At 70.9% G+C, this 18,368-nt stretch carries 18 protein-coding genes; 10 read left to right on the top strand and 8 right to left on the bottom strand.

What is annotated here, in order from left to right:
• Positions 1–2: 2 nt before the first annotated feature.
• Positions 3–1,040, bottom strand: a complete 1,038-nt coding sequence (locus DK412_RS12915) for a branched-chain amino acid ABC transporter permease (RefSeq protein ID WP_109972277.1) — start codon at positions 1,038–1,040, stop codon at positions 3–5.
• Between the two features lie 324 nt (positions 1,041–1,364).
• Positions 1,365–2,522 carry an ABC transporter substrate-binding protein gene (locus DK412_RS12910; RefSeq protein ID WP_109972276.1) on the bottom strand — a complete coding sequence of 386 codons (1,158 nt, stop codon included), beginning with the start codon at positions 2,520–2,522 and terminating at the stop codon, positions 1,365–1,367.
• A 236-nt stretch (positions 2,523–2,758) separates the two neighbouring features.
• On the opposite strand from DK412_RS12910, the gene paaG reads away from it, so the two are divergent.
• The 4 genes from paaG (at position 2,759) to DK412_RS12890 (ending at position 6,223) form a co-directional block, all read left to right on the top strand.
• Entirely contained in the window at positions 2,759–3,565 is an 807-nt protein-coding gene (gene paaG, locus DK412_RS12905; protein WP_109972275.1) for a 2-(1,2-epoxy-1,2-dihydrophenyl)acetyl-CoA isomerase PaaG, read from the top strand.
• Between the two features lie 35 nt (positions 3,566–3,600).
• Positions 3,601–4,008 carry a hydroxyphenylacetyl-CoA thioesterase PaaI gene (gene paaI, locus DK412_RS12900; protein ID WP_109975236.1) on the top strand — a complete coding sequence of 136 codons (408 nt, stop codon included), beginning with the start codon at positions 3,601–3,603 and terminating at the stop codon, positions 4,006–4,008.
• A 236-nt stretch (positions 4,009–4,244) separates the two neighbouring features.
• Positions 4,245–5,579 carry a phenylacetate--CoA ligase PaaK gene (paaK, locus tag DK412_RS12895; RefSeq protein ID WP_109972274.1) on the top strand — a complete coding sequence of 445 codons (1,335 nt, stop codon included), beginning with the start codon at positions 4,245–4,247 and terminating at the stop codon, positions 5,577–5,579.
• Between the two features lie 17 nt (positions 5,580–5,596).
• Positions 5,597–6,223, top strand: coding sequence for a TetR/AcrR family transcriptional regulator (locus tag DK412_RS12890; RefSeq protein WP_109972273.1), 627 nt, complete (start codon positions 5,597–5,599; stop codon positions 6,221–6,223).
• Positions 6,224–6,295: 72 nt separating this feature from the next.
• Here DK412_RS12890 and DK412_RS12885 read toward each other — a convergent pair whose 3' ends face one another.
• Positions 6,296–6,832: an N-acetyltransferase gene (locus tag DK412_RS12885; protein WP_109972272.1), complete on the bottom strand. Its 537-nt coding sequence runs from the start codon at positions 6,830–6,832 to the stop codon at positions 6,296–6,298.
• A gap of 179 nt (positions 6,833–7,011) precedes the next feature.
• Positions 7,012–8,178 carry a type III PLP-dependent enzyme gene (locus DK412_RS12880; protein WP_109975235.1) on the bottom strand — a complete coding sequence of 389 codons (1,167 nt, stop codon included), beginning with the start codon at positions 8,176–8,178 and terminating at the stop codon, positions 7,012–7,014.
• Between the two features lie 702 nt (positions 8,179–8,880).
• Between DK412_RS12880 and DK412_RS12875 the strand changes: the two genes are divergently transcribed.
• The 6 genes from DK412_RS12875 to DK412_RS12850 all read left to right on the top strand — a co-directional run bounded on the left by DK412_RS12875 (position 8,881) and on the right by DK412_RS12850 (position 15,962).
• The gene (locus DK412_RS12875; RefSeq protein ID WP_109972271.1) at positions 8,881–10,500 is read left to right on the top strand and encodes a glucan biosynthesis protein G; all 1,620 of its coding nucleotides are present in this window, start codon (positions 8,881–8,883) and stop codon (positions 10,498–10,500) included.
• On the top strand, positions 10,497–10,997 hold the full coding sequence (locus tag DK412_RS12870; protein WP_245447623.1) for a GNAT family N-acetyltransferase: 501 nt from the start codon (positions 10,497–10,499) through the stop codon (positions 10,995–10,997). Before DK412_RS12875 ends, DK412_RS12870 begins: the two co-directional genes overlap by 4 nt.
• A gap of 174 nt (positions 10,998–11,171) precedes the next feature.
• Entirely contained in the window at positions 11,172–11,591 is a 420-nt protein-coding gene (locus tag DK412_RS12865; protein ID WP_109972270.1) for a hypothetical protein, read from the top strand.
• A gap of 466 nt (positions 11,592–12,057) precedes the next feature.
• Positions 12,058–12,735 (top strand): aldehyde dehydrogenase iron-sulfur subunit PaoA, encoded by a 678-nt coding sequence (paoA, locus tag DK412_RS12860; RefSeq protein WP_109972269.1) that lies wholly within the window; start codon positions 12,058–12,060, stop codon positions 12,733–12,735.
• A gap of 10 nt (positions 12,736–12,745) precedes the next feature.
• A complete protein-coding gene (locus DK412_RS12855) occupies positions 12,746–13,714 on the top strand; it encodes a xanthine dehydrogenase family protein subunit M (RefSeq protein WP_109972268.1) in 969 nt (322 codons plus the stop codon).
• Positions 13,715–13,736: 22 nt separating this feature from the next.
• Positions 13,737–15,962: a xanthine dehydrogenase family protein molybdopterin-binding subunit gene (locus tag DK412_RS12850; RefSeq protein ID WP_109972267.1), complete on the top strand. Its 2,226-nt coding sequence runs from the start codon at positions 13,737–13,739 to the stop codon at positions 15,960–15,962.
• A 244-nt stretch (positions 15,963–16,206) separates the two neighbouring features.
• On the opposite strand, the gene DK412_RS12845 is transcribed toward DK412_RS12850, so the two are convergent.
• Genes DK412_RS12845 through DK412_RS12830 form a run of 4 tightly spaced genes read right to left on the bottom strand, consistent with a single transcriptional unit; the run spans position 16,207 to position 18,353 of the window.
• Positions 16,207–16,893, bottom strand: coding sequence for an urease accessory UreF family protein (locus DK412_RS12845; RefSeq protein ID WP_245447621.1), 687 nt, complete (start codon positions 16,891–16,893; stop codon positions 16,207–16,209).
• A complete protein-coding gene (locus DK412_RS12840; RefSeq protein ID WP_109975233.1) occupies positions 16,886–17,398 on the bottom strand; it encodes an urease accessory protein UreE in 513 nt (170 codons plus the stop codon). The genes DK412_RS12845 and DK412_RS12840 overlap by 8 nt, the downstream gene beginning before the upstream one ends.
• Complete coding sequence (locus tag DK412_RS12835; protein ID WP_109972265.1) at positions 17,395–17,898, bottom strand: DUF29 domain-containing protein; 504 nt, start codon at positions 17,896–17,898, stop codon at positions 17,395–17,397. Before DK412_RS12835 ends, DK412_RS12840 begins: the two co-directional genes overlap by 4 nt.
• Entirely contained in the window at positions 17,895–18,353 is a 459-nt protein-coding gene (locus tag DK412_RS12830; protein WP_109972264.1) for a DUF29 domain-containing protein, read from the bottom strand. The genes DK412_RS12835 and DK412_RS12830 overlap by 4 nt, the downstream gene beginning before the upstream one ends.
• Between the last annotated feature and the right edge of the window lie 15 nt (positions 18,354–18,368).

Raw genomic sequence — 18,368 nt, 5'->3', positions numbered from 1 at the left:
GGTCATTCCTCGTCCTCCACCGGGGCCGAGCGCAGGGAGCGCCAGAGCAGGACCGGGATGATCGCCATGAACACGATCACCTCCTTGAAGGCGCTGGCCTCGAAGGAGGCGACGGATTCGATGATGCCGACGAGGATCGCGGCGGCGGCGGCGGCCGGATAGCTCGCGAGCCCGCCGATGATCGCGGCGACGAAGCCCTTCAGCCCGATGAGGAAGCCGGTGTCGTAGTAGACGGTGGTGAGCGGCGCGATCAGCACGCCCGATAAGGCCCCGATGAAGGCCGCGACGGAGAAGCTGAGCCGGCCGGCGAGGGAGGGCGCGATGCCCATCAGCCGCGCGCCGAGGCGGTTGACGGCCGTTGCGATCAGCGCCTTGCCCAGCAGCGTGCGCGAGAAGAACAGCCAGAGCGCCACGATGATCGCGAGGGTCAGGCCGATCATCCACAGCGACTGCCCGCTGACCAGCAGGGGGCCGGCCGGGAACGAGGCTTCCGACAAAGGCGGGGTGCGCGAGCCCTCGGCGCCGAAGAACACGAGGCCGAGGCCGGTCAGCGCCAGGTGGACGCCGACCGAGGCGATCAGCAGCACCAGCACCGAGGCGTGGGCGAGGGGCCGGAACGCCACCGCGTGCAGGAACCCGCCCATCGGCGTCACGATGGCCAGCGTCAGCAGGATCTCGACGACGAGGCCGGGCTTCATCGGCGCGAGGAGCCAGGCCGCGAGCGCGACCACGGCCGGCAAGGCGAGGTCGCGCAGCGCGAGGCGCGCGAGCACGCGCCCGCTCATCGTCGGGCGCGCCTCGGCGCAATCGGCCAGGAAGGCGAGACCGCCGAGGCCGAGGAGCAGCGGCACTGTGCCCGGCAGGGTGCCGGTCTCCAGGCTCGCGAGCGTCAGCGCCCCGTAGGCGACGAACTCGCCCTGCGGGATCAGGATCACCCGCGTGACGGTGAAGACCAGGACCAGCGACAGGGCGATCAGCGCGTAGATCGCGCCGTTCACGACGCCGTCCTGGAGGAGGAGAAGGAGGATCGTGGCGTCCACGGGGGAGGGCTCGGGGCGTCTTCGGGAATGTCTTTATCGAGACGGGTCCCGCGCGCGACAGAAGGTGCGCGGCGACCTCGCGTGGCTTCCGCTTGATCCATCCGAAAGAAGCTTAGGGCGTGTCCCCCTCTCCCGTGTGGGAGAGGGGCTAGGGGTGAGGGTGGAGACGGTGCCGCAAGAAGGCTGGACCGTTCCGCTGCCAGCATGACGCTCTCAGCTTTACACTGAAGCGCGCCACCCTCATCCCTACCCCTCTCCCACACGGGAGAGGGGATCCCGCGCTTTACTAGCTTCTCGAACAGGTCGAGGCGGTAGCCCCGCCCGTCAGTTCGTCGCCGACAAGAGCTTCCACTTGCCGTTCTCGATCGTCACCATCACGCGGGCGCGGTCGTCCTGGCCGACATGGTCGGTCGGGGTCATGGTGACGACGCCGTTGGTGTAGACGACCTCCTTCAGGCCCTCGATCGCGTCGCGGAGCGCCGTGCGGAACTCCGGCGTGCCGGGCTTGGCGGTCTTGAGCGCGACGGGGATCGCGTTCGCCAGCAGCACCTCGGCATCGTAGGCGTGGCCGCCGAAGGTCGCCAGCGAGCCTGCCCCGAACTTCGCCTCGTAGGCCTTGGTGTAGTCGAGGGCGACCTTGCGCACCGGGTTCGATTCCGGCAGCTGCTCGGCCACCAGCAGCGGACCGGCCGGCAGCACCGTGCCCTCGAGGTCCTTGCCGCCGACGCGCAGGAAGTCGGCATTGGCGACGCCGTGGGTCTGGTAGTACTTGCCGGCGTAGCCGCGCTCCTTGAGCGTCTTCTGCGGCAGCGCCGCGGGGGTGCCGGAACCCGCGATCAGCACCGCGTCGGGCTTGGCCGCCATCACCTTCAGCACCTGGCCGGTGACGCTGGTATCGGTGCGGGCGAAGCGCTCGGTCGCGGCGAGCTTGATGCCCTTGGCCTCGAGCCGGGGGGTGATCTCGGCGAGCCAGCCGTCGCCATAGGCGTCGTTGAAGCCGACGAAGCCGACCGACTTCACGCCGGCCTTCGCCATGTGCGTGGCGATCGCCTCGGCCATCAGGCCGTCGTTCTGCGGCGCCTTGAACACCCAGCGGCGCTTGTCGTCCATCGGGGCGACGATCTTGGAGGAGGCGGCAAGGCTGATCAGCGGCACCTTGGCCTCGGCCGCGACCTCGATCAGCGCCAGCGAGACCGGGGTCACGGAGGAGCCGACGATGGCGTCGACCTTGTCGTCGCTCGCGAGCTTGCGGGCGTTGGCGACGCCCTTGGTGGTGTCGGTGGCGTCGTCGAGGACGATCCACTCGACCTTCTGGCCGCCGATCTCGGTCGGCAGCAGCGTCACGGTGTTGGCCTGCGGGATGCCCAGCGAGGCCGCCGGGCCGGTCTTGGCGATGGTGACGCCGATCTTGATCGGCTGCGCCAGCACGGGGCCGGCCAGCACGGTGCCGGCGAGGGCGAGCGCCCAGATGATGCGCTTCATGGTGATGTTCCTCCCCTTCAGCCGCGCCGGTTGAACTCCGGTCGCTGGCGTCACGGGCCTCCGCGAGCCCGCCCGTTGGTGCTTTGCAGCCCCGCGCGCTCTCCGTCCACCCTGGCGTTCGGCTAACGGCACGCGCGTTTGACTTCGCCCGCACAGCTTTATAATTTACCGTCCGGTTGGTCAATAGATCGCGCCGGCGGCGATGGCCGGCACAGGCGCGACGGGGAGGGCGCACCATGAGCGAGGCACAAGGCGAAACTCTCGTGCTGACGGAGCATCATGCGGGCTACCGCGTGCTGGTGCTCAACCGGCCCGACCGGCTCAACGCCTTCAACGAGCCGCTGCATCTGGCCCTGCGGAGCGCCTTGAGCGACGCCGCCGCCGATCCGGAATGCCGGGCGCTGATCCTGACCGGGGCCGGCCGCGGCTTCTGCGCCGGCCAGGACCTCGCCGCCCGCAACTTCGCGCCGGACGTCGAGCCCGACCTCTCGCGCACCCTCGAAGAATTCTACAACCCGCTGGTGACGCAGATCCGCGACCTGCCGATGCCGCTGATCTGCGCCGTCAACGGCGTGGCGGCGGGCGCGGGCGCCAGCCTCGCCTTCCACGGCGACCTCGTACTGGCGGCGCGCTCGGCCAAGTTTCTCCAGGCCTTCGCCAAGCTCGGGCTGATCCCGGATGCCGGCGGCACCTGGCTGCTGCCGCGCCTCGCCGGCCGGGCGCGCGCCCGCGGCATGGCGCTCTTGGCCGAGCCGATCACCGCCGAGCAGGCGGAAGCCTGGGGCATGATCTGGCGGGTGATCGACGACGCCGAGCTGATGGGGGAGGCGCATCGCCTCGCGGCGCAGCTGGCGCAGGCGCCGACCTACGGCCTGGCGCTGATCCGCCGGGCGCTCGACGCCTCGGAGACGAACGACCTCGAGGCGCAGCTCGCCGTCGAGCGCGACCTGCAGGGCGAGGCCGGACGCTCGCCGGATTACCGCGAGGGCGTGGCGGCCTTCCTGGACAAGCGCCCTGCGCGCTTCACCGGACGCTCCCGGTGACGCCGGAGGAGACGGCCCGCGCCTGCGCCGCGGCGATGTGGGCGGAGGACCGGGCGAGCCAGGGGCTCGGCCTATCCCTCGACCATGCCGGGCCGGGAGAAGCGGTGCTGTCGATGCGGGTGCGCGACGACATGGTCAACGGCCACGGCTCCTGCCACGGCGGCTTCATCTTCGCTCTCGCCGATTCGGCCTTCGCCTTCGCGTGCAACGCCTACGATCAGCGGGCGGTGGCGCAGCATTGCGCGGTGACCTTCCTGCGCCCGGGGAAGCGCGGCGAGGTGCTGACGGCGCGGGCGGTGGAGCGGGTGCGCGAGGGGCGCTCCGGCCTCTACGACGTGACGGTGAGCGATGCGGAGGGCCGGGTGGTGGCGGAGTTCCGCGGGCATTCGCGGACGGTGCCGGGGACGGTGCTGGCGGGGGAGGGTGGGGCGGATCGCAGGTAATCCCCCCACGGTTTGTCCACTCTCCGCGTCATCCCGGGGCCGCGCAGCGGAACCCGGGATCCATCGCCGCCGAGGTGGCAGGATGAGGCGGAACGCCAGACGCCGTTCCGGAAGAGGTCAGCGGTTGTGGATCCCGGGTTCTCGCCTTCGGCGAGCCCCGGGATGACGTGGAGAGTGCCGGATCTGTCGATGATCTCGTGTCGAACTTCATAAAAATACTTCAGGGAGAAGACGCCATGCTCCAGATCGCCCCCCGCAAGCTCGCCCGCATGGTGCCGGAGGCCTCCGAGCTCGACCGGTTCGAGACCGCCTCGCGGGCCGAACTCGCCGCTTGGCAGCGCGAGAAGCTGCGCGAGACCCTGCATCACGCCTACGCCAACGTCCCGCATTACCGCGCTGCCTTCGACGCCGCGGGCGTGCACCCGCGCGACTTCTCCGATCTGCCCGACCTCGCCCGCTTTCCCTTCACCGCCAAGGCCGATCTGCGGGCGAACTATCCCTTCGGGATGTTCGCGGTGCCGCGGGAGGAGGTGGCGCGCATCCACGCCTCGTCCGGCACCACCGGCAAGCCGACGGTGGTGGGCTACACCAAGGCCGATATCGACGTCTGGGCCGACGTGGTGGCGCGCTCGATCCGGGCCGCGGGCGGCCGACCCGGGATGCTGATCCACGTCGCCTACGGCTACGGGCTGTTCACCGGGGGGCTCGGGGCCCATTACGGCGCCGAGCGCCTCGGCTGCACGGTGATCCCGATGTCGGGCGGGATGACCGAGCGCCAGGTCCAGCTGATCCAGGACTTCAAGCCTGACATCATCATGGTGACGCCGTCCTACATGCTGGCGATCCTCGACGAGTTCCGCCGCCAGGGGCTCGACCCGCGCGCCTCCTCGCTCAAGGTCGGCATCTTCGGGGCCGAGCCCTGGACCAACGCCATGCGCCAGGAGATCGAGGAGGCGTTCGACCTCCACGCCGTCGATATCTACGGGCTGTCCGAGGTGATGGGGCCGGGGGTCGCGAGCGAGTGCGTCGAGACCAAGGACGGGCTGCACATCTGGGAGGACCACTTCTACCCGGAGATCGTCGATCCGCGCACCGGCGCGGTCCTGCCGGACGGGGAGGAGGGGGAGCTGGTCTTCACCTCGCTCACCAAGCAGGCGATGCCGGTGGTCCGCTACCGCACCCGCGACCTGACCCGGCTGCTCCCCGGCACCGCCCGGGCGATGCGGCGGATGGAGAAGATCACCGGGCGCTCCGACGACATGATGATCGTGCGGGGGGTCAACGTCTTCCCGAGCCAGATCGAGGAGAAGATCCTCACGATCCCGGCCCTCTCGGCCCATTACCAGGTGGTTCTCTCCCGCGAGGGCCGGCTCGACACCATGACAATCCGCGTCGAGGCGCGGCCGGAGGCCGACATCGCCGACCTGCGCGAGGCGGCGGCCGACCGGCTCTGCCACGCGGTCAAGGACACGATCGGCATCACCGCGACGGTGGAAGTGCTGCCGCCCGGAGGCATCGAGCGCTCCCTCGGCAAGGCCCGCCGCGTCATCGACCAGCGTCCCCGCGAATAGTGTGAGTAGCGACGAGCATGGCCCGCACCCGCGCCAGCGACTACGACGACAAGCGCCGGGCGATCCTCGATCGCTCGGCCGAGCTCTTCGCCGCCCACGGCTACGACCGCGCCTCGATGAGCCGGATCGCCGAGGCCTGCGGCGTCTCGAAGGCAAACCTGTATCACTACTATCGCGACAAGGACGAGATCCTGTTCGACGTGATCCGGCTGCACCTGGAGGAGCTGCTGGAGGCCGTCGAGGCCGCCGACCGCCCGGGTCTCGCGCCCGAGCCGCGCCTGCGCAGCCTCGCCGGCGCGCTGCTCGAGGCCTATCGGGACGCCGATGCCCAGCACAAGGTGCAGATCAACCATCTCGGCCTGCTCTCGGCCGAGCGGCAGGCGGAGCTGAAGGCGAGCGAGCGCGAGCTGGTGCGCCTGTTCTCCGAGGCGATCGCCGGGGTGGCGCCGCATCTCGCCGGTACGGCGCTCCTGAAGCCCGTGACCATGTCGTTCTTCGGCATGGTCAACTGGCACTATCTCTGGTTCCGGCCGGGCGCAGGGCTGACCCGGGCGGATTACGCGGATCTCGTCACGCGGCTGATCGCCGAGGGGGCGCGGGGGATCGCGGGGGGGCGGGTGCCGGAGGTGAGGGTGGTGGGGTGAGATTCTCTCCTGCCGTCGCGTGCGTTCCCCTCTTCCCGCCCGCGGGGAGAGGAGATGCCTGCGCTCTGCTGGTTACGCCGCGACGCGGAACGCGTCGGCCGGCAGAACGCTCGGCACCACCCGCCCGGTCGCCCGCACCATGCCGTCCGCGCCGTCGAGCGCGCCCGGCACGAGGTCGAGGGCCAGGAACCGCTCCGGCGCGTAGGGTCCGGGCAGGCCCAGGCTTCCGGCCCGCTCGCGGGTGAAGCCGAAGCGGGCGTAGTAGGGCGCGTCGCCCACCAGGATCACGGCGCGGTGGCCGAGAGCCGCGGCGCGGGACAGGGCCTCGCGCATCAGCCTGTTGCCGATGCCGAGCCCGTGCAGGCCCGGATCGACCGCGATCGGCCCGAGCATCAGGGCGGGGGTTCCGCCCGCATCGACGTCCCACAGGCGGACGGTAGCGACCAGCCGACCGTCCATCTCGACCACGAGGGCGAGGCCGTCCGCCGGAAGGCGCCCCTCGCGCAGGCGCTCGCAGGTCTTGGTGAAGCGGGCCTCGCCGAAGCAGACGTCGAGCAGGTGCTCGCGGGCGGCACTATCGGCGGCGCGCTCGTCGCGGATCTGGATCACGGCCGTACTCTCCCGAGACTCACGCAAAAACGGGCAAAGGACAGCCCTCGCACCCGCCGCGACGCGGCGGGCCGTCCGGGACTTCTGGGGGATCGTGGAGGCGCGGACGCGCCGGGCCCGATAGAACGGGAAGCCCGGCGCATCGTTCCGAGAAAACCGGCGCTCCGGGCGCCGATCGGTCAGATCACGTAGGACTGGAGCGGCGGGAAGCCGTTGAACGCCACCGCCGCGTAGGTGGTGGTGTAGGCGCCCGCGCCCTCGATCAGCACCTTGTCGCCGATCGCGAGCGAGATCGGCAGCGGGTACGGGGTCTTCTCGTAGAGCACGTCGGCCGAATCGCAGGTCGGGCCGGCGAGCACGCACGGCACCGTGCGGTCCTCGTCGCGGTCGGTGAGGATGCGGTAGCGGATCGACTCGTCCATCGTCTCGGCGAGGCCGCCGAACTTGCCGATGTCGAGATAGACCCAGCGCACCTCGTCGGCGGCGTCGGACTTCTGCGAGACCAGCACCACCTCGGCCTCGATCATGCCGGCATTGCCGACCATGCCGCGGCCCGGCTCGATGATCGTCTCCGGCAGCTGGTTGCCGAAATGCTTCGTCAGCGCCCGGAAGATCGCGTCGCCGTAGGATTCCACGCCCGGCACCGCCTTGAGGTACTTAGTCGGGAAACCGCCGCCGAGGTTGACCATCGAGAGATGGATGCCGCGCAGGGCGCATTCGCGGAAGATCATCGAGGCGGAGGCGAGCGCCCCGTCCCAAGCTTCCGTGTTGCCCTGCTGCGAGCCGACGTGGAACGACACGCCGTAGGCGTGCAGCCCCGCCCGGGTGCCGTGCTCCAGCACGTCCACGGCCATCTCCGGCACGCAGCCGAACTTGCGCGAGAGCGGCCACTCGGCGCCGGCGCCGTCGCACAGGATGCGGCAGAACACCTGCACGTCCTCGCGGGCGACCTTGACCGCGTCGGCGGCGCGGGCGATCTTGTCGACCTCGGCCTGGCAGTCGACGGCGAAGAGCCGCACGCCGAGCTGCAGCGCGCGGGCGATGCAGCGCTCCTTCTTGATGGTGTTGCCGAACGACACCCGGTCGGCGGTGGCGCCGGCGGCGAGCGCCATCTGGATCTCGACCACCGAGGCGGTGTCGAAGCAGGAGCCCATCTCGGCGAGGGCGCGCAGCACCTCGGGGGCCGGGTTCGCCTTGACGGCGTAGAACACCCGGGTGTCGGGGAGGGCGCGGGCGAAGGCGGTGTAGTTGTCGCGCACGACGTCGAGGTCGAGGACCATCACGGGACCCTCGTCCCGGCCGAGCTCGCGGCGCACGCGCAGGAAATCGCGGATGCGATCGGTCATGATCAGCCCCACCAAAGGTTCGAGAGGGCTCCCGCGGGAACCCGAAGTCGAGATCAAGACGGCGCGCGTCGGCCGTCCGGCGTCAGGGGGCGTTGCGACGCGGCGCGGACGTGCTGTGGAGACACGCCGTGCGACGCGGGCGCAGAGCACCCGGAAGCTGCCTTTGCTTGGAACGGGGAAACCCGATCCGCACTCGGGGCAAGGAGAAACAAGCCTCTTCGGTGTCGGCCTTTGGAGGGCCGACGAGACCAAAAAAGCCCGTTCGTCGTTGCTTTAAGCTGCGTCCCCCGTGGAGAGCGGGGTTCGCCGGTTTTGCCTCCGGCTGCCGGTTGTTGTCGGGGTCCGGTGTTGCCACCTGGATGCCGGCCGGAGGGATCCACCCTTCCCGGCCATCGATCCTTTAAGACCCCTGGCGGCTGTCCGGCCTCTTGTCCGGATGCCCACCAACCGGCACGCGGCCACAGGCACGTGCGAAATTGGGCAAGGCGGTAGATACGGACCATGCCCCCCGGCCGCAAGCCCCGATGCACCGATTTCCGCCGGATTTCCCCAGGGTGGCCGAAGTGCCACGGTCTCCGGCGCCGGCTCCTCCGCCGCGGAACGCTTCCCGCCCGCGGGGCCTTCTCAAGCGGCGCCGGACGGGCCATTCAACCGGCCGACGCGCACGCGCGTTCAGGACGCGCGCCTTATATCCGGACCGCCATGACCATCGCACCCTCGCGCCGCGCGCTCCTCGCCGGCCTGCTCTCCTCCGCCGCCCTGAGCCGGGCCGCCTCCGCCCAGGTCGGACCGACCCAGCCCGGGCCGAGCGCCCTGCCGCCGCCCGATCCGGCCCCGGCGCCGTCGGGCCCGCCCCGCTTCCGCTTCGACGAGGTGGTGCGCCGGGCGAAGGCGCTGGCCGGTGCGCCGTTCGAGGCCAACGTCGCGCCGCTGCCGGCCCCGCTCGGCTCCCTCGACTACGACGCCTGGCGCGACATCCGCTTCCGGCCCGACAAGGCGCTGCTGGGTGACCAGGATGGCCCGTTCCGGCTCCAGCTGTTCCATCTCGGCTTCCTCTACACCCGCCCGGTCACCGTGAACGTGGTGCGCGACGGGGTGCCGACGCCGATCCCCTACCAGCCCGGCCTGTTCGATTACGGCCGCACCACCATCGACAAGCCGCTGCCGGTCAATCTCGGCTTCGCGGGCTTCCGGCTGCACTATCCGCTCAACAAGCCGGGCGTGCTCGACGAGCTGATCTCGTTCCTCGGCGCCAGCTACTACCGCTTCCTCGGCCGCGACCAGCTCTACGGGCTCTCGGCCCGGGGCCTGGCGGTGAATGTCGAGAGCGTCGGCGGGCCGGAGGAATTCCCGGTCTTCCGCGAGTTCTGGATCGAGATGCCGCCGAAGGGCGCCGACCGGGCGGTGATCTACGCGCTGCTCGACGGACCGTCCTGCACCGGCGCGTTCCAGTTCCTGGTCTATCCGGGCGACGAGACGGTCGTCGACGTGCGCTGCTCGCTGCATCCGCGCCGCGAGCTCGCGACCGTCGGCATCGCGCCGCTGACCTCGATGTTCTTCATCGGCGAGAACGACCGCCACCACTCGGACGATTACCGCCCCGAGCTGCACGATTCCGACGGGCTCCTGATGCAGTCCGGCGGCGGCGAGTGGATCTGGCGGCCCTTGCGCAACCCCAAGGAGCGCTGGATCTCGGCCTTCGAGGACCGCAACCCGAAGGGCTTCGGCCTGATGCAGCGCGACCGGGTGTTCGAGGATTACCAGGACCTCGAGGCGTTCTACCACCGCCGGCCGGGCTACTGGGTCGAGCCGCAGGGCGAGTGGGGCGAGGGCACGGTGCGCCTCGTCGAGCTGCCGACCGGGAACGAGACCCACGACAACATCGTGGCCTCCTGGCAGCCGAAGCAGCCCTACAAGCCCGGCGAGGCGGTGGAACTCTCCTACAAGATCCGGGCCCTCGCCGAGACCGACGACCTGCATCCCGGCGGCCGGGTGGTGAACACCTACGTCGCCCGCACCACCGCGAGCGGCGGCACGGCGGATGCCAGCGAGCCGCGCACCCGGCGCTTCCTCGTCGACTTCTCGGGCGGCGACCTCGCCTACTGGCTCACCGATCCGAAGGCGGTCGAGATCGTGCCCTCGACGACGCAGGGCAAGATCACCGCGATCTCGCTGGTGCCGAACCTCCACGTGAAGGGGTTCCGCGCGGCGATCGACGTACGGCTCGACCAGGCCGGGCAATCGACCGAGCTGCGCGCCTTCCTGCGCGCCCGCGGCCAGACGCTCACCGAGACCTGGACCTATCCGTGGAAGGCCGCGTGAGCGGTCATCCCGCCTCCTCCTCGGCCGTGACGATCCGGCCGGCGGCGCCTGAGGACCTCGACGCCCTGATGGCGCTCGAGGTCGCGGCCTTCGCCACCGACCGGGCGGAGCGCCGGGCGATCCGCCACGCCATCGCGTCGCCGTCGATCTCGCTTCTCGTCGCCCTCGACGGTGCGGTGCTGGTCGGCGCCGCCACGATCGAGCGCCGGCGCGGCAGCCGGCGCGCCCGCCTGTCCTCGATCGCGGTGGCGCCGAGCCGGGCCGGCACCGGCCTCGGCCGGGTGCTGCTCGCCGCCGCCGAGGCCGAGGCCCTGGCCCGGGGCTGCGGCTTCTTGCGCCTGGAGGTCCGCGAGGACAACGGCGCCGGCATCCGCCTCTACGAGCGCAGCGGCTACCGACGCTTCGAGACCGTGGAAGAGTATTACGAGGACGGCACCACCGCCTGGCGCTACGAGAAGGCGCTCGGGGAGAGGGCTGAGACGCCTGCCCCGTCCTGATACAACCACGCTACGAGCGGGACGGGTCGCGATTCCACCGATGCCGCCGTCCCGGTGAAAATGTGCCGTAGCGGCATGGTTTCCGACTGGTTTCGATTGGCACGCCAGACGCAAGACACCCGGTAGACGAGGCACATCGTGCCTCACCCGAGATCTCGCGACGAGGTTGCAGCCATGGCCCTGACCAACGCCGATTTCCGCAGGATGGTCGCCGAGACCCGCGAGACCGCCGCCCGTCCGCTCCCGCCCCTGACCCTGCCCGACCGGATGCCGGCGCGCGTCGAGCGGGACCCGTCGCAGTCCGTCCCGCGCGAGAGCCGCGACGTGCGCACCATCGAGCTCGTCTGGACGACGGCACCCGCGCCGTCGGGCAGCCGCCTCCTCGCCGGTCTCGCGCTCGTCGCCAAGGTGCTGGCCCTGCCGGCGCTGGTCGCCGGCAGCGTCGTCGCCCAGCCGGCCTACGAGTGCCACAAGCAGAAGAGCCGCGGCATGCTGTATTACGGCACCACCGTGCAGATGTGCCTGAACGATCGTCTGGCCGAGCGCGCCGGGAGCGTGCAGGCGATGCTGGGTCGATCGACGCGGGCGATGTGATGAGCGTATTTTCCCCGGGTTCATCCGCGAATCCGACAACCACCGTGTCATCCCGGGGCTCGTCGGAGACGAGAGCCCGGGATCCATAACCGCTGATGTTGGAGGGAAGAAGCGGATCGCGTTCCGCCCGATCCTGAAGCCTCGGCGTTCATGGATCCGGCGTTCCGCTTCGCGGCCCCGGGATGACATCGAGGGTCGGGACTTCGGCCGCCCGACACAAACAGGCTTCTGGGGTGCAGGCTTCTGGGGTGGAGGCGGGAACGGCCAGCCTCCCTCGACGGCGTCGGGCAGCACGGAACGCGGAGCGACCCCTTTCACGCCTCCGCCGCACGCGATGCCGCACCCGCGCCCCTCCCGGGACCTCGCCGCCCGCCCGAACGTTTTGTGAGCGATCGCGTCGCGGCCCAACGGCCGAGGCGGCGCAGGCGCCCTCGCGCCGTCACCTCGTTTCGGGCCGGGAGGCACCATGGACAAGTCCGATTCCGCGCCGCGGTTGACGCGCCGGAGCGTTCTGGAGAGCGGCGTCGCCGCCGCGGCGGTACTGGGCTTCGCCGGACCGCTTCGGGCCGCGACCCCGCCGGCTCAAGCGCCCACGCCGCAGGCCCTCGCCGCAGAGCCGGCCACGCCGCGCATGCCGGTGACCCTCCAGGTCAACGGCCAGGCCCGGCCCCTCGAGGTCGATCCGCGCACCACGCTCCTCGATGCCCTGCGCGAGCGCATCGGCCTCACCGGCTCGAAGAAGGGCTGCGACCATGGCCAGTGCGGCGCCTGCACGGTTCTGGTCAACGGAAGGCGGATCAATTCGTGCCTGACCCTCGCGGTGATGCACGAGGGCGACGAGATCCGGACCATCGAGGGTCTGGCCGAGGGCGATGACCTGCACCCGCTCCAGGCCGCCTTCGTCAAGCATGACGGCTTCCAGTGCGGCTACTGCACGCCGGGGCAGATCTGCTCGGCCGCCGGAATGCTGAACGAGGCCAAGGCCGGCTGGCCCTCGACCGTGACCCAGGACCTGACCGCCAAGGTCGCCCTGACCGACGCGGAGATCCGCGAGCGGATGAGCGGCAACATCTGCCGCTGCTCCGCCTACCCGAACATCGTCGCGGCGATCCGCGAGGCCGGCGGCGCGGCGACGCGGCTCTGAGGGGGCGATCATGAAGGCTTTCACCTACGAGCGCCCCGCCAGCGTGGCGGAGGCCGCCAAGGCCGTGGCGGGCCAGCCGAACGCCCGCTTCATCGCCGGGGGCACCAACCTCCTCGACCTGATGAAGCTGCAGATCGAGACGCCGGCCCACCTCGTCGACGTCAACCGCCTGCCACTCGATAAGATCGAGGCGACGGCGGACGGTGGTTTGCGCATCGGCGCGATGGTGCGCAACGCCGATCTCGCCGCCGACGAGCGGGTGCGGCGCGATTACGGCGTGCTGTCGCGCGCGCTGCTCGCCGGCGCCTCGGGCCAGCTGCGCAACAAGGCGACGACGGCCGGCAACCTGTTGCAGCGCACCCGCTGCCCGTACTTCTACGACACCGCGATGCCGTGCAACAAACGCCAGCCCGGCTCCGGGTGCTCGGCGATTCAGGGGTTCAACCGCATCCTGGCGGTGGTCGGCACCTCCGAGCACTGCATCGCGACGCACCCTTCCGACATGGCCGTCGCCATGCGGGCGCTCGACGCCACGGTCGAGACGGTCACCCCGGAGGGCGCGGAGCGAAAGATCCCGATCGCCGACCTGCACCGCCTGCCCGGCGACACGCCGCAGGTCGAGACCACGCTCACGCCCGGCGAGATCATCACCGCCGTGACCCTGCCGGCGCCGGTGAAGGGCCGACACGTCTACCGCAAGGTGCGCGATCGCGCGTCCTACGCCTTCGCCCTCGTCTCGGTGGCGGCGGTGATCGAGGCGGAAGGCAACACGGTTCGCTCGGCCCGCCTCGCCTTCGGCGGCCTCGCCCACAAGCCGTGGCGGGTGACGGAGGCGGAAGCCGCTCTGGTGCGCGAGGGCGTCGGCGCCGCCGGCGAGGCGGCGTTGAAGGGCGCCCGCGGCTACGGCGCCAACGACTTCAAGATCCCGCTCGCCAAGCGCACCCTCGCGGCCGCCGTCGCCGAGGCGATGCGCGCCTGATCGCCGGATTCGGAGAACAGTCATGGACATGAGCCAGCCGATCGGCGTCACGCCCCTCGATACGCACGCGAACGGTCCGGTGGGCCAGCCGATCGACCGCGTCGACGGCCCCCTGAAGGTCACCGGCCACGCTCCTTACGCCTACGAGAGCCGGGAGATGGCGAATCCCGGCTACGGCTTCGTCGTGACGGCGACGATCGCCAAGGGCCGCATCCGCGACATCGATACCGCGGCTGCCGAGCGGATGCCGGGCGTCGTCCACGTGCTGACCCACCGCAACGTGCCGCCCCAGGGCGAGAAGAAGGAGCAGGTCGGCCCGCTGCTGACCGGCACCGAGATCAAGCATTGGGGTCAGCCGGTCGCCCTGGTGGTGGCCGAGAGCTTCGAGGAGGCCCGGGCGGCGGCGATGGCCGTGCGCGTGACGTACGACCAGGAGAAGGGATCCTACGTGCTCGCCGACGCGCTCGGCGAGGCACGAAAGCCCGAGAAGGCGAAGACGCCGCCGGATACGAGCCTCGGGGATTTCGAGGGCGGCTTCGCCTCGGCGCCGGTCAAGATCGACGTGCGCTACACCACGCCGGTGCAGAGCCACGCGATGATGGAGCCGCACGCCACGATCGCGGCCTGGGAGGGTGACAAGGTCACGCTGATCACCGCCAACCAGATGCCGAATCGCGGCCAGGACGCCCTCGCCTCGGTGTTCAAGTTGCCGAAGGACAACGTGCGGCTGATCAGCCGCTTCGTCGGCGGCGGCTTCGGCGGCAAGCTCCAGCCGCAGGCCGACGCGATCCTGGCGGCGCTCGCCTCGAAGACCCTGAACGGCCGGCCGGTGAAGATCGCGCTCACCCGCCAGCAGGTCTTCCACGTCACCACGCGGCGCTCGGACACGGTGCAGCGGGTGCGCCTGGGCGCCGACCGGGACGGCAAGCTGACGGCGATCGCGCACGAATCCTGGTCCGACACCACGCCGGGCGACAGCTTCTTCGAGACCTCGGCCAACGTCACCCGCTCGCTCTACGCCGCGCCGAACCGCCTGACGGCGCACCGGCTGGCCTCGCTCGACCTGCCGCTCTCCTCCTCGATGCGCGCCCCCGGCGAGGCGGTCGGCATGCTGGCCTTCGAATGTGCCATGGACGAACTCGCCGAGGCGCTGAACCTCGACCCGATCGAGCTGCGCATCCGCAACGAGCCGGCACAGGACCCCGAGAAGCACGTCCCGTTCTCGACCCGCCAGCTCGTGCCCTGCCTGAAGGAGGGTGCGCGCCGCTTCGGCTGGGACAAGCGCAACCCGAAGCCCGGTTCGGTCCGGGACGGGCAGTGGATGGTCGGCCACGGCGTCTCGGCGGCGGCGCGCCTCAACCCGCTTCAGCCGGCCAAGGCGCGGGTACGCCTCGACCCGGACGGAACGCTCACCGCCCGGATGGCGATGACCGACATCGGCACCGGCACCTACACGATCCTGAGCCAGATCGCCGCCGAGATGCTCGGTGTGAAGGTCTCTCAGGTGAAGATGGTCCTCGGCGACACCGCCGATCCGATGTCCTCCGGCTCCGGCGGCTCGTTCGGTGCGGCCTCGTCCGGCTCGGCGCTCTACATGGCCTGCGACGCCCTTCGCGCGCAGCTCCTGGCGAAGACCGACCTGGAGCCGAAGAACGCGGTCTTCGCTGACGGCCGGATCACCTCGGGCAACCGCTCGGCGGCCTTGGCCGACCTGATCGGTTCCGGAATGGAAGCCGAGGGCGAGATCAAGCCGGGCGAGAACGAGAAGAAGTTTTCGCAATACTCCTACGGCGCGCATTTCGCCGAGGTCGGTGTCGACTCCGACACCGGCGAGATCCGGCTGCGGCGGATGCTCGGCGTCTTCACCGGCGGGCGCATCCTCAACCCGAAGACCGCCCGCTCGCAGGCGATCGGCGGCATGGTGTTCGGCGTCGGCGCGGCCCTGATGGAGGCGATCGAGGTCGATCCGCGCTACGGCAGCTTCGTCAACCACGACCTCGCCGAGTACCACGTGCCGGTCCATGCCGACCTGCCGGAGATCGACGCGGTGTTCCTGCCGGAGCTCGACGACAAGGCGAACCCGCTGAAGAGCAAGGGCTTAGGGGAGCTCGGCATCTGCGGCGCAGGGGCGGCCTTGGCGAACGCGGTCTACAACGCGACCGGGATCCGGATCCGCGACTATCCGCTGACGCTGGACAAGATCCTGGAGGGGTTCACCGCGCGGGAGACCGGGCAGCGGCGGGCGTGAGCGTGCTCGCGAAAGCCCGATTGCCTGGGTCTGTCCAATAATGAAACCCTCCATGTCATCCCGGGGCTCGCCGCAGGCGAGAACCCGGGATCCATAGCCGCTGACAGCTCGGGACACAGCGACCGGCGTTCTGCTTCAACCGGCATCCTCGGCGGTTACGGATCCCGGATTCCGCTACGCGGACCCGGGATGACCCGGAGGATGTCAATCCTGCCAGTATCATCGGCCACCTTCCGGCCGACGCCTACGACCGGAAGATCCGCGTATACTGCGTCTCGTGCCGGAACGAGCCGAGATCGAGCCGCACGGTCGCCGTCCCGGCCTCGTCGAGGGGCACACCCTGCACCGCATGCGCCAAGGAAGCCGCCCGGGGCATCAGCGCCGCCACCACCCGCGTGCCGGCGGTCTGGCCGACGGGAGCCAGGCGCAGGCTGGCCGAGACGAGGTTCTGCAGGAAGGCCGCCAGATAGGCCGCCAGCACCGTGCCGCGGTCGAGCCCGTGGGCGCCCGCCGCCGCGCCGACCGCGACCGGGTAGGCCACCGGCCCGTCGAGACGGGCGCCGAGGTCCGCGAGGCGCGGGACGTCCCAGGCGGCGCGGGTCGCGTCGAGGAACGAGCGGCCCTGCTGGCTGGTCTCCAGGTGGAGCTCGCGCGAGGGGCTGAGCGCCAGGGCGAGGTCGTTCACCGCCACCAGCGCGTCCGCGTCGCCCGCCGCCGCCGCGTCGTGCGCGTGGGCGGCCAGGATCGCGTCGCTGCGGCCGGCACCGTGCTCCAGCACGTCGGCGAGCCAGTCGCGCAGGGACGCCTCGTCGCGCACGTCGCCGGCCTCCACCGCCCATTCGAGCCCGTGCGAATAGGCATAGGCGCCCACCGGGTAGCCGGGAGACAGCCAGGCGAGCAGCACCAGGGCGTCCGGAACCCGCTCAGCCATGGGAGTGGTCGTGCGAATGGCCGTCATGGTGGTGGTGCCCGTGCCCACCATGCCCATGGTCGTGCGCGTGCCCGCCCGCATAGGCCCCGCCTTCGGGCCGGAACGGCCGCTCCACCGGGGTCGCGGTGCCGCCCAGGCCCTCGACCATCGCGGCGAGCACGTGGTCGTGGGCGATCCACAGCGCGTCGGTGCCGATCTCGGCCGGGATGTGCCGGTTGCCGATGTGCCAGATCAGCCGCTTGAGGGCGCGGTCGGTGGGCGCCCGGATCTCGAGCAGCCGCTCGGGCGCGGCCTCGACCCAGATCAGGCGACCGTCCTCGAGGCGCAGCGCGTCGCCGTCGTCGAGCACGGCGGGTTCCGGCAGATCGAGCAGGAAGGCGAGGCCGCCGACGCCCCGCATCGCCATGCGGCGGCGGTGCCGGTCGCCGGAATCGAGCACGATGCGGTCGACGATCTCGCCGGAGCCGAGGGCGTCGCGGCGGATGACGCGGGTGGCGCGGATCATCGCGTCGCCTCGCGCCGCCACCAGCCGGCCCCGCGGATTGCATCGTCGCCGTGAGGGTCCGGCAGGAAGCCGGGCGTCAGGATCTCCTCGTCCGTGAACGAGCAGGATTCCGAAAAGCTGTCGTCGAACAGGGCACTCTCCAGCACGGCGCGGGCCTTGGCCTCGGGATAGACCTCCGCCACGAGCCAGGGAAGCTCCGGCCGCAGGCTCGGGCTGTCGTCGAGGCGGGACGCGACCAGCCGGCGCTGCCGGTCGATCGTGATCGCCCAGGCGTCGCAGCGCAGATCGACCTCCGCGGCCCAGGGCAGGAGGCCGGTCAGGATCACCCCGAGGCGGTCCCGGATCTCCCGCCGCTCGCGGTCGCCGAGGTCGCGGACGATCTCGGCGATGTGGGCATGGTCGATCGCCTCGACTTCGCCCGCCGCGAGGAGGTGCACCTGCTCCTCGGCCCAGGCGCTGAGGTCCATCGAGAACAGAGCGCGCCGGTCGGTCTCGCTCACGGCTCGAATTCCGGGTCGAGGATCTGATTGAGCGTGAAGGGCGCGGCCTGCGGAAAGAGGCGCGGATCCATTCCGGTCTCCCCGGCGGTATCCCGCGCCGCGTCCCGATAGGTCGCGTCGAGAATCGCCGCGGGATAGGCGCGCAGGCTCGGGTTGCGGGCGATCAGGCGGGCGAACGCCGTGCGCTGCGCCTTGAGAGTGTGACGCCAGCTCGGCGTCGCTCGCTGCGGCTGCATCCGGAACTTCAGCAGGTGGACGAGGAGCACGCACAGGTGGGATTCGAGCGCCGTACGCTGGCCGCGGTCCACGCTCTCCACCTCATCGAGCAGGTTGACGACATCGAGACGTGCGTGATCGCGGGAGGCGAGGGCATCGGCCTGCTCCCGGGTCCAGCGATGGAAGTCCGTGACGTAGGCGGCGCCGGGATCCGGCGCCCGGTCGGCGAGCCTGGGCATGACGATCGCTCCTGC

The organism is Methylobacterium sp. 17Sr1-1 (genome assembly GCF_003173775.1).
In the GTDB taxonomy this organism is placed as follows: Bacteria; Pseudomonadota; Alphaproteobacteria; order Rhizobiales; family Beijerinckiaceae; genus Methylobacterium.
Note: the sequence above shows the minus strand (reverse complement) of the source record. Positions and strands in the feature narration are given on the sequence as shown.

What these genes read in the sequence shown, in the direction of transcription:
- DK412_RS12910 (WP_109972276.1), bottom strand. Translation starts at nt 2,522, where the DNA reads ATGAAGCGCATCATCTGGGCGCTCGCCCTCGCCGGCACCGTGCTGGCC.
- paaG (WP_109972275.1), top strand. Translation starts at nt 2,759, where the DNA reads ATGAGCGAGGCACAAGGCGAAACTCTCGTGCTGACGGAGCATCATGCG.
- paaI (WP_109975236.1), top strand. Translation starts at nt 3,601, where the DNA reads ATGTGGGCGGAGGACCGGGCGAGCCAGGGGCTCGGCCTATCCCTCGAC.
- paaK (WP_109972274.1), top strand. Translation starts at nt 4,245, where the DNA reads ATGCTCCAGATCGCCCCCCGCAAGCTCGCCCGCATGGTGCCGGAGGCC.
- DK412_RS12890 (WP_109972273.1), top strand. Translation starts at nt 5,597, where the DNA reads ATGGCCCGCACCCGCGCCAGCGACTACGACGACAAGCGCCGGGCGATC.
- DK412_RS12880 (WP_109975235.1), bottom strand. Translation starts at nt 8,178, where the DNA reads ATGACCGATCGCATCCGCGATTTCCTGCGCGTGCGCCGCGAGCTCGGC.
- DK412_RS12875 (WP_109972271.1), top strand. Translation starts at nt 8,881, where the DNA reads ATGACCATCGCACCCTCGCGCCGCGCGCTCCTCGCCGGCCTGCTCTCC.
- DK412_RS12865 (WP_109972270.1), top strand. Translation starts at nt 11,172, where the DNA reads ATGGCCCTGACCAACGCCGATTTCCGCAGGATGGTCGCCGAGACCCGC.
- paoA (WP_109972269.1), top strand. Translation starts at nt 12,058, where the DNA reads ATGGACAAGTCCGATTCCGCGCCGCGGTTGACGCGCCGGAGCGTTCTG.
- DK412_RS12855 (WP_109972268.1), top strand. Translation starts at nt 12,746, where the DNA reads ATGAAGGCTTTCACCTACGAGCGCCCCGCCAGCGTGGCGGAGGCCGCC.
- DK412_RS12850 (WP_109972267.1), top strand. Translation starts at nt 13,737, where the DNA reads ATGGACATGAGCCAGCCGATCGGCGTCACGCCCCTCGATACGCACGCG.
- DK412_RS12845 (WP_245447621.1), bottom strand. Translation starts at nt 16,893, where the DNA reads ATGGCTGAGCGGGTTCCGGACGCCCTGGTGCTGCTCGCCTGGCTGTCT.
- DK412_RS12840 (WP_109975233.1), bottom strand. Translation starts at nt 17,398, where the DNA reads ATGATCCGCGCCACCCGCGTCATCCGCCGCGACGCCCTCGGCTCCGGC.
- DK412_RS12830 (WP_109972264.1), bottom strand. Translation starts at nt 18,353, where the DNA reads ATGCCCAGGCTCGCCGACCGGGCGCCGGATCCCGGCGCCGCCTACGTC.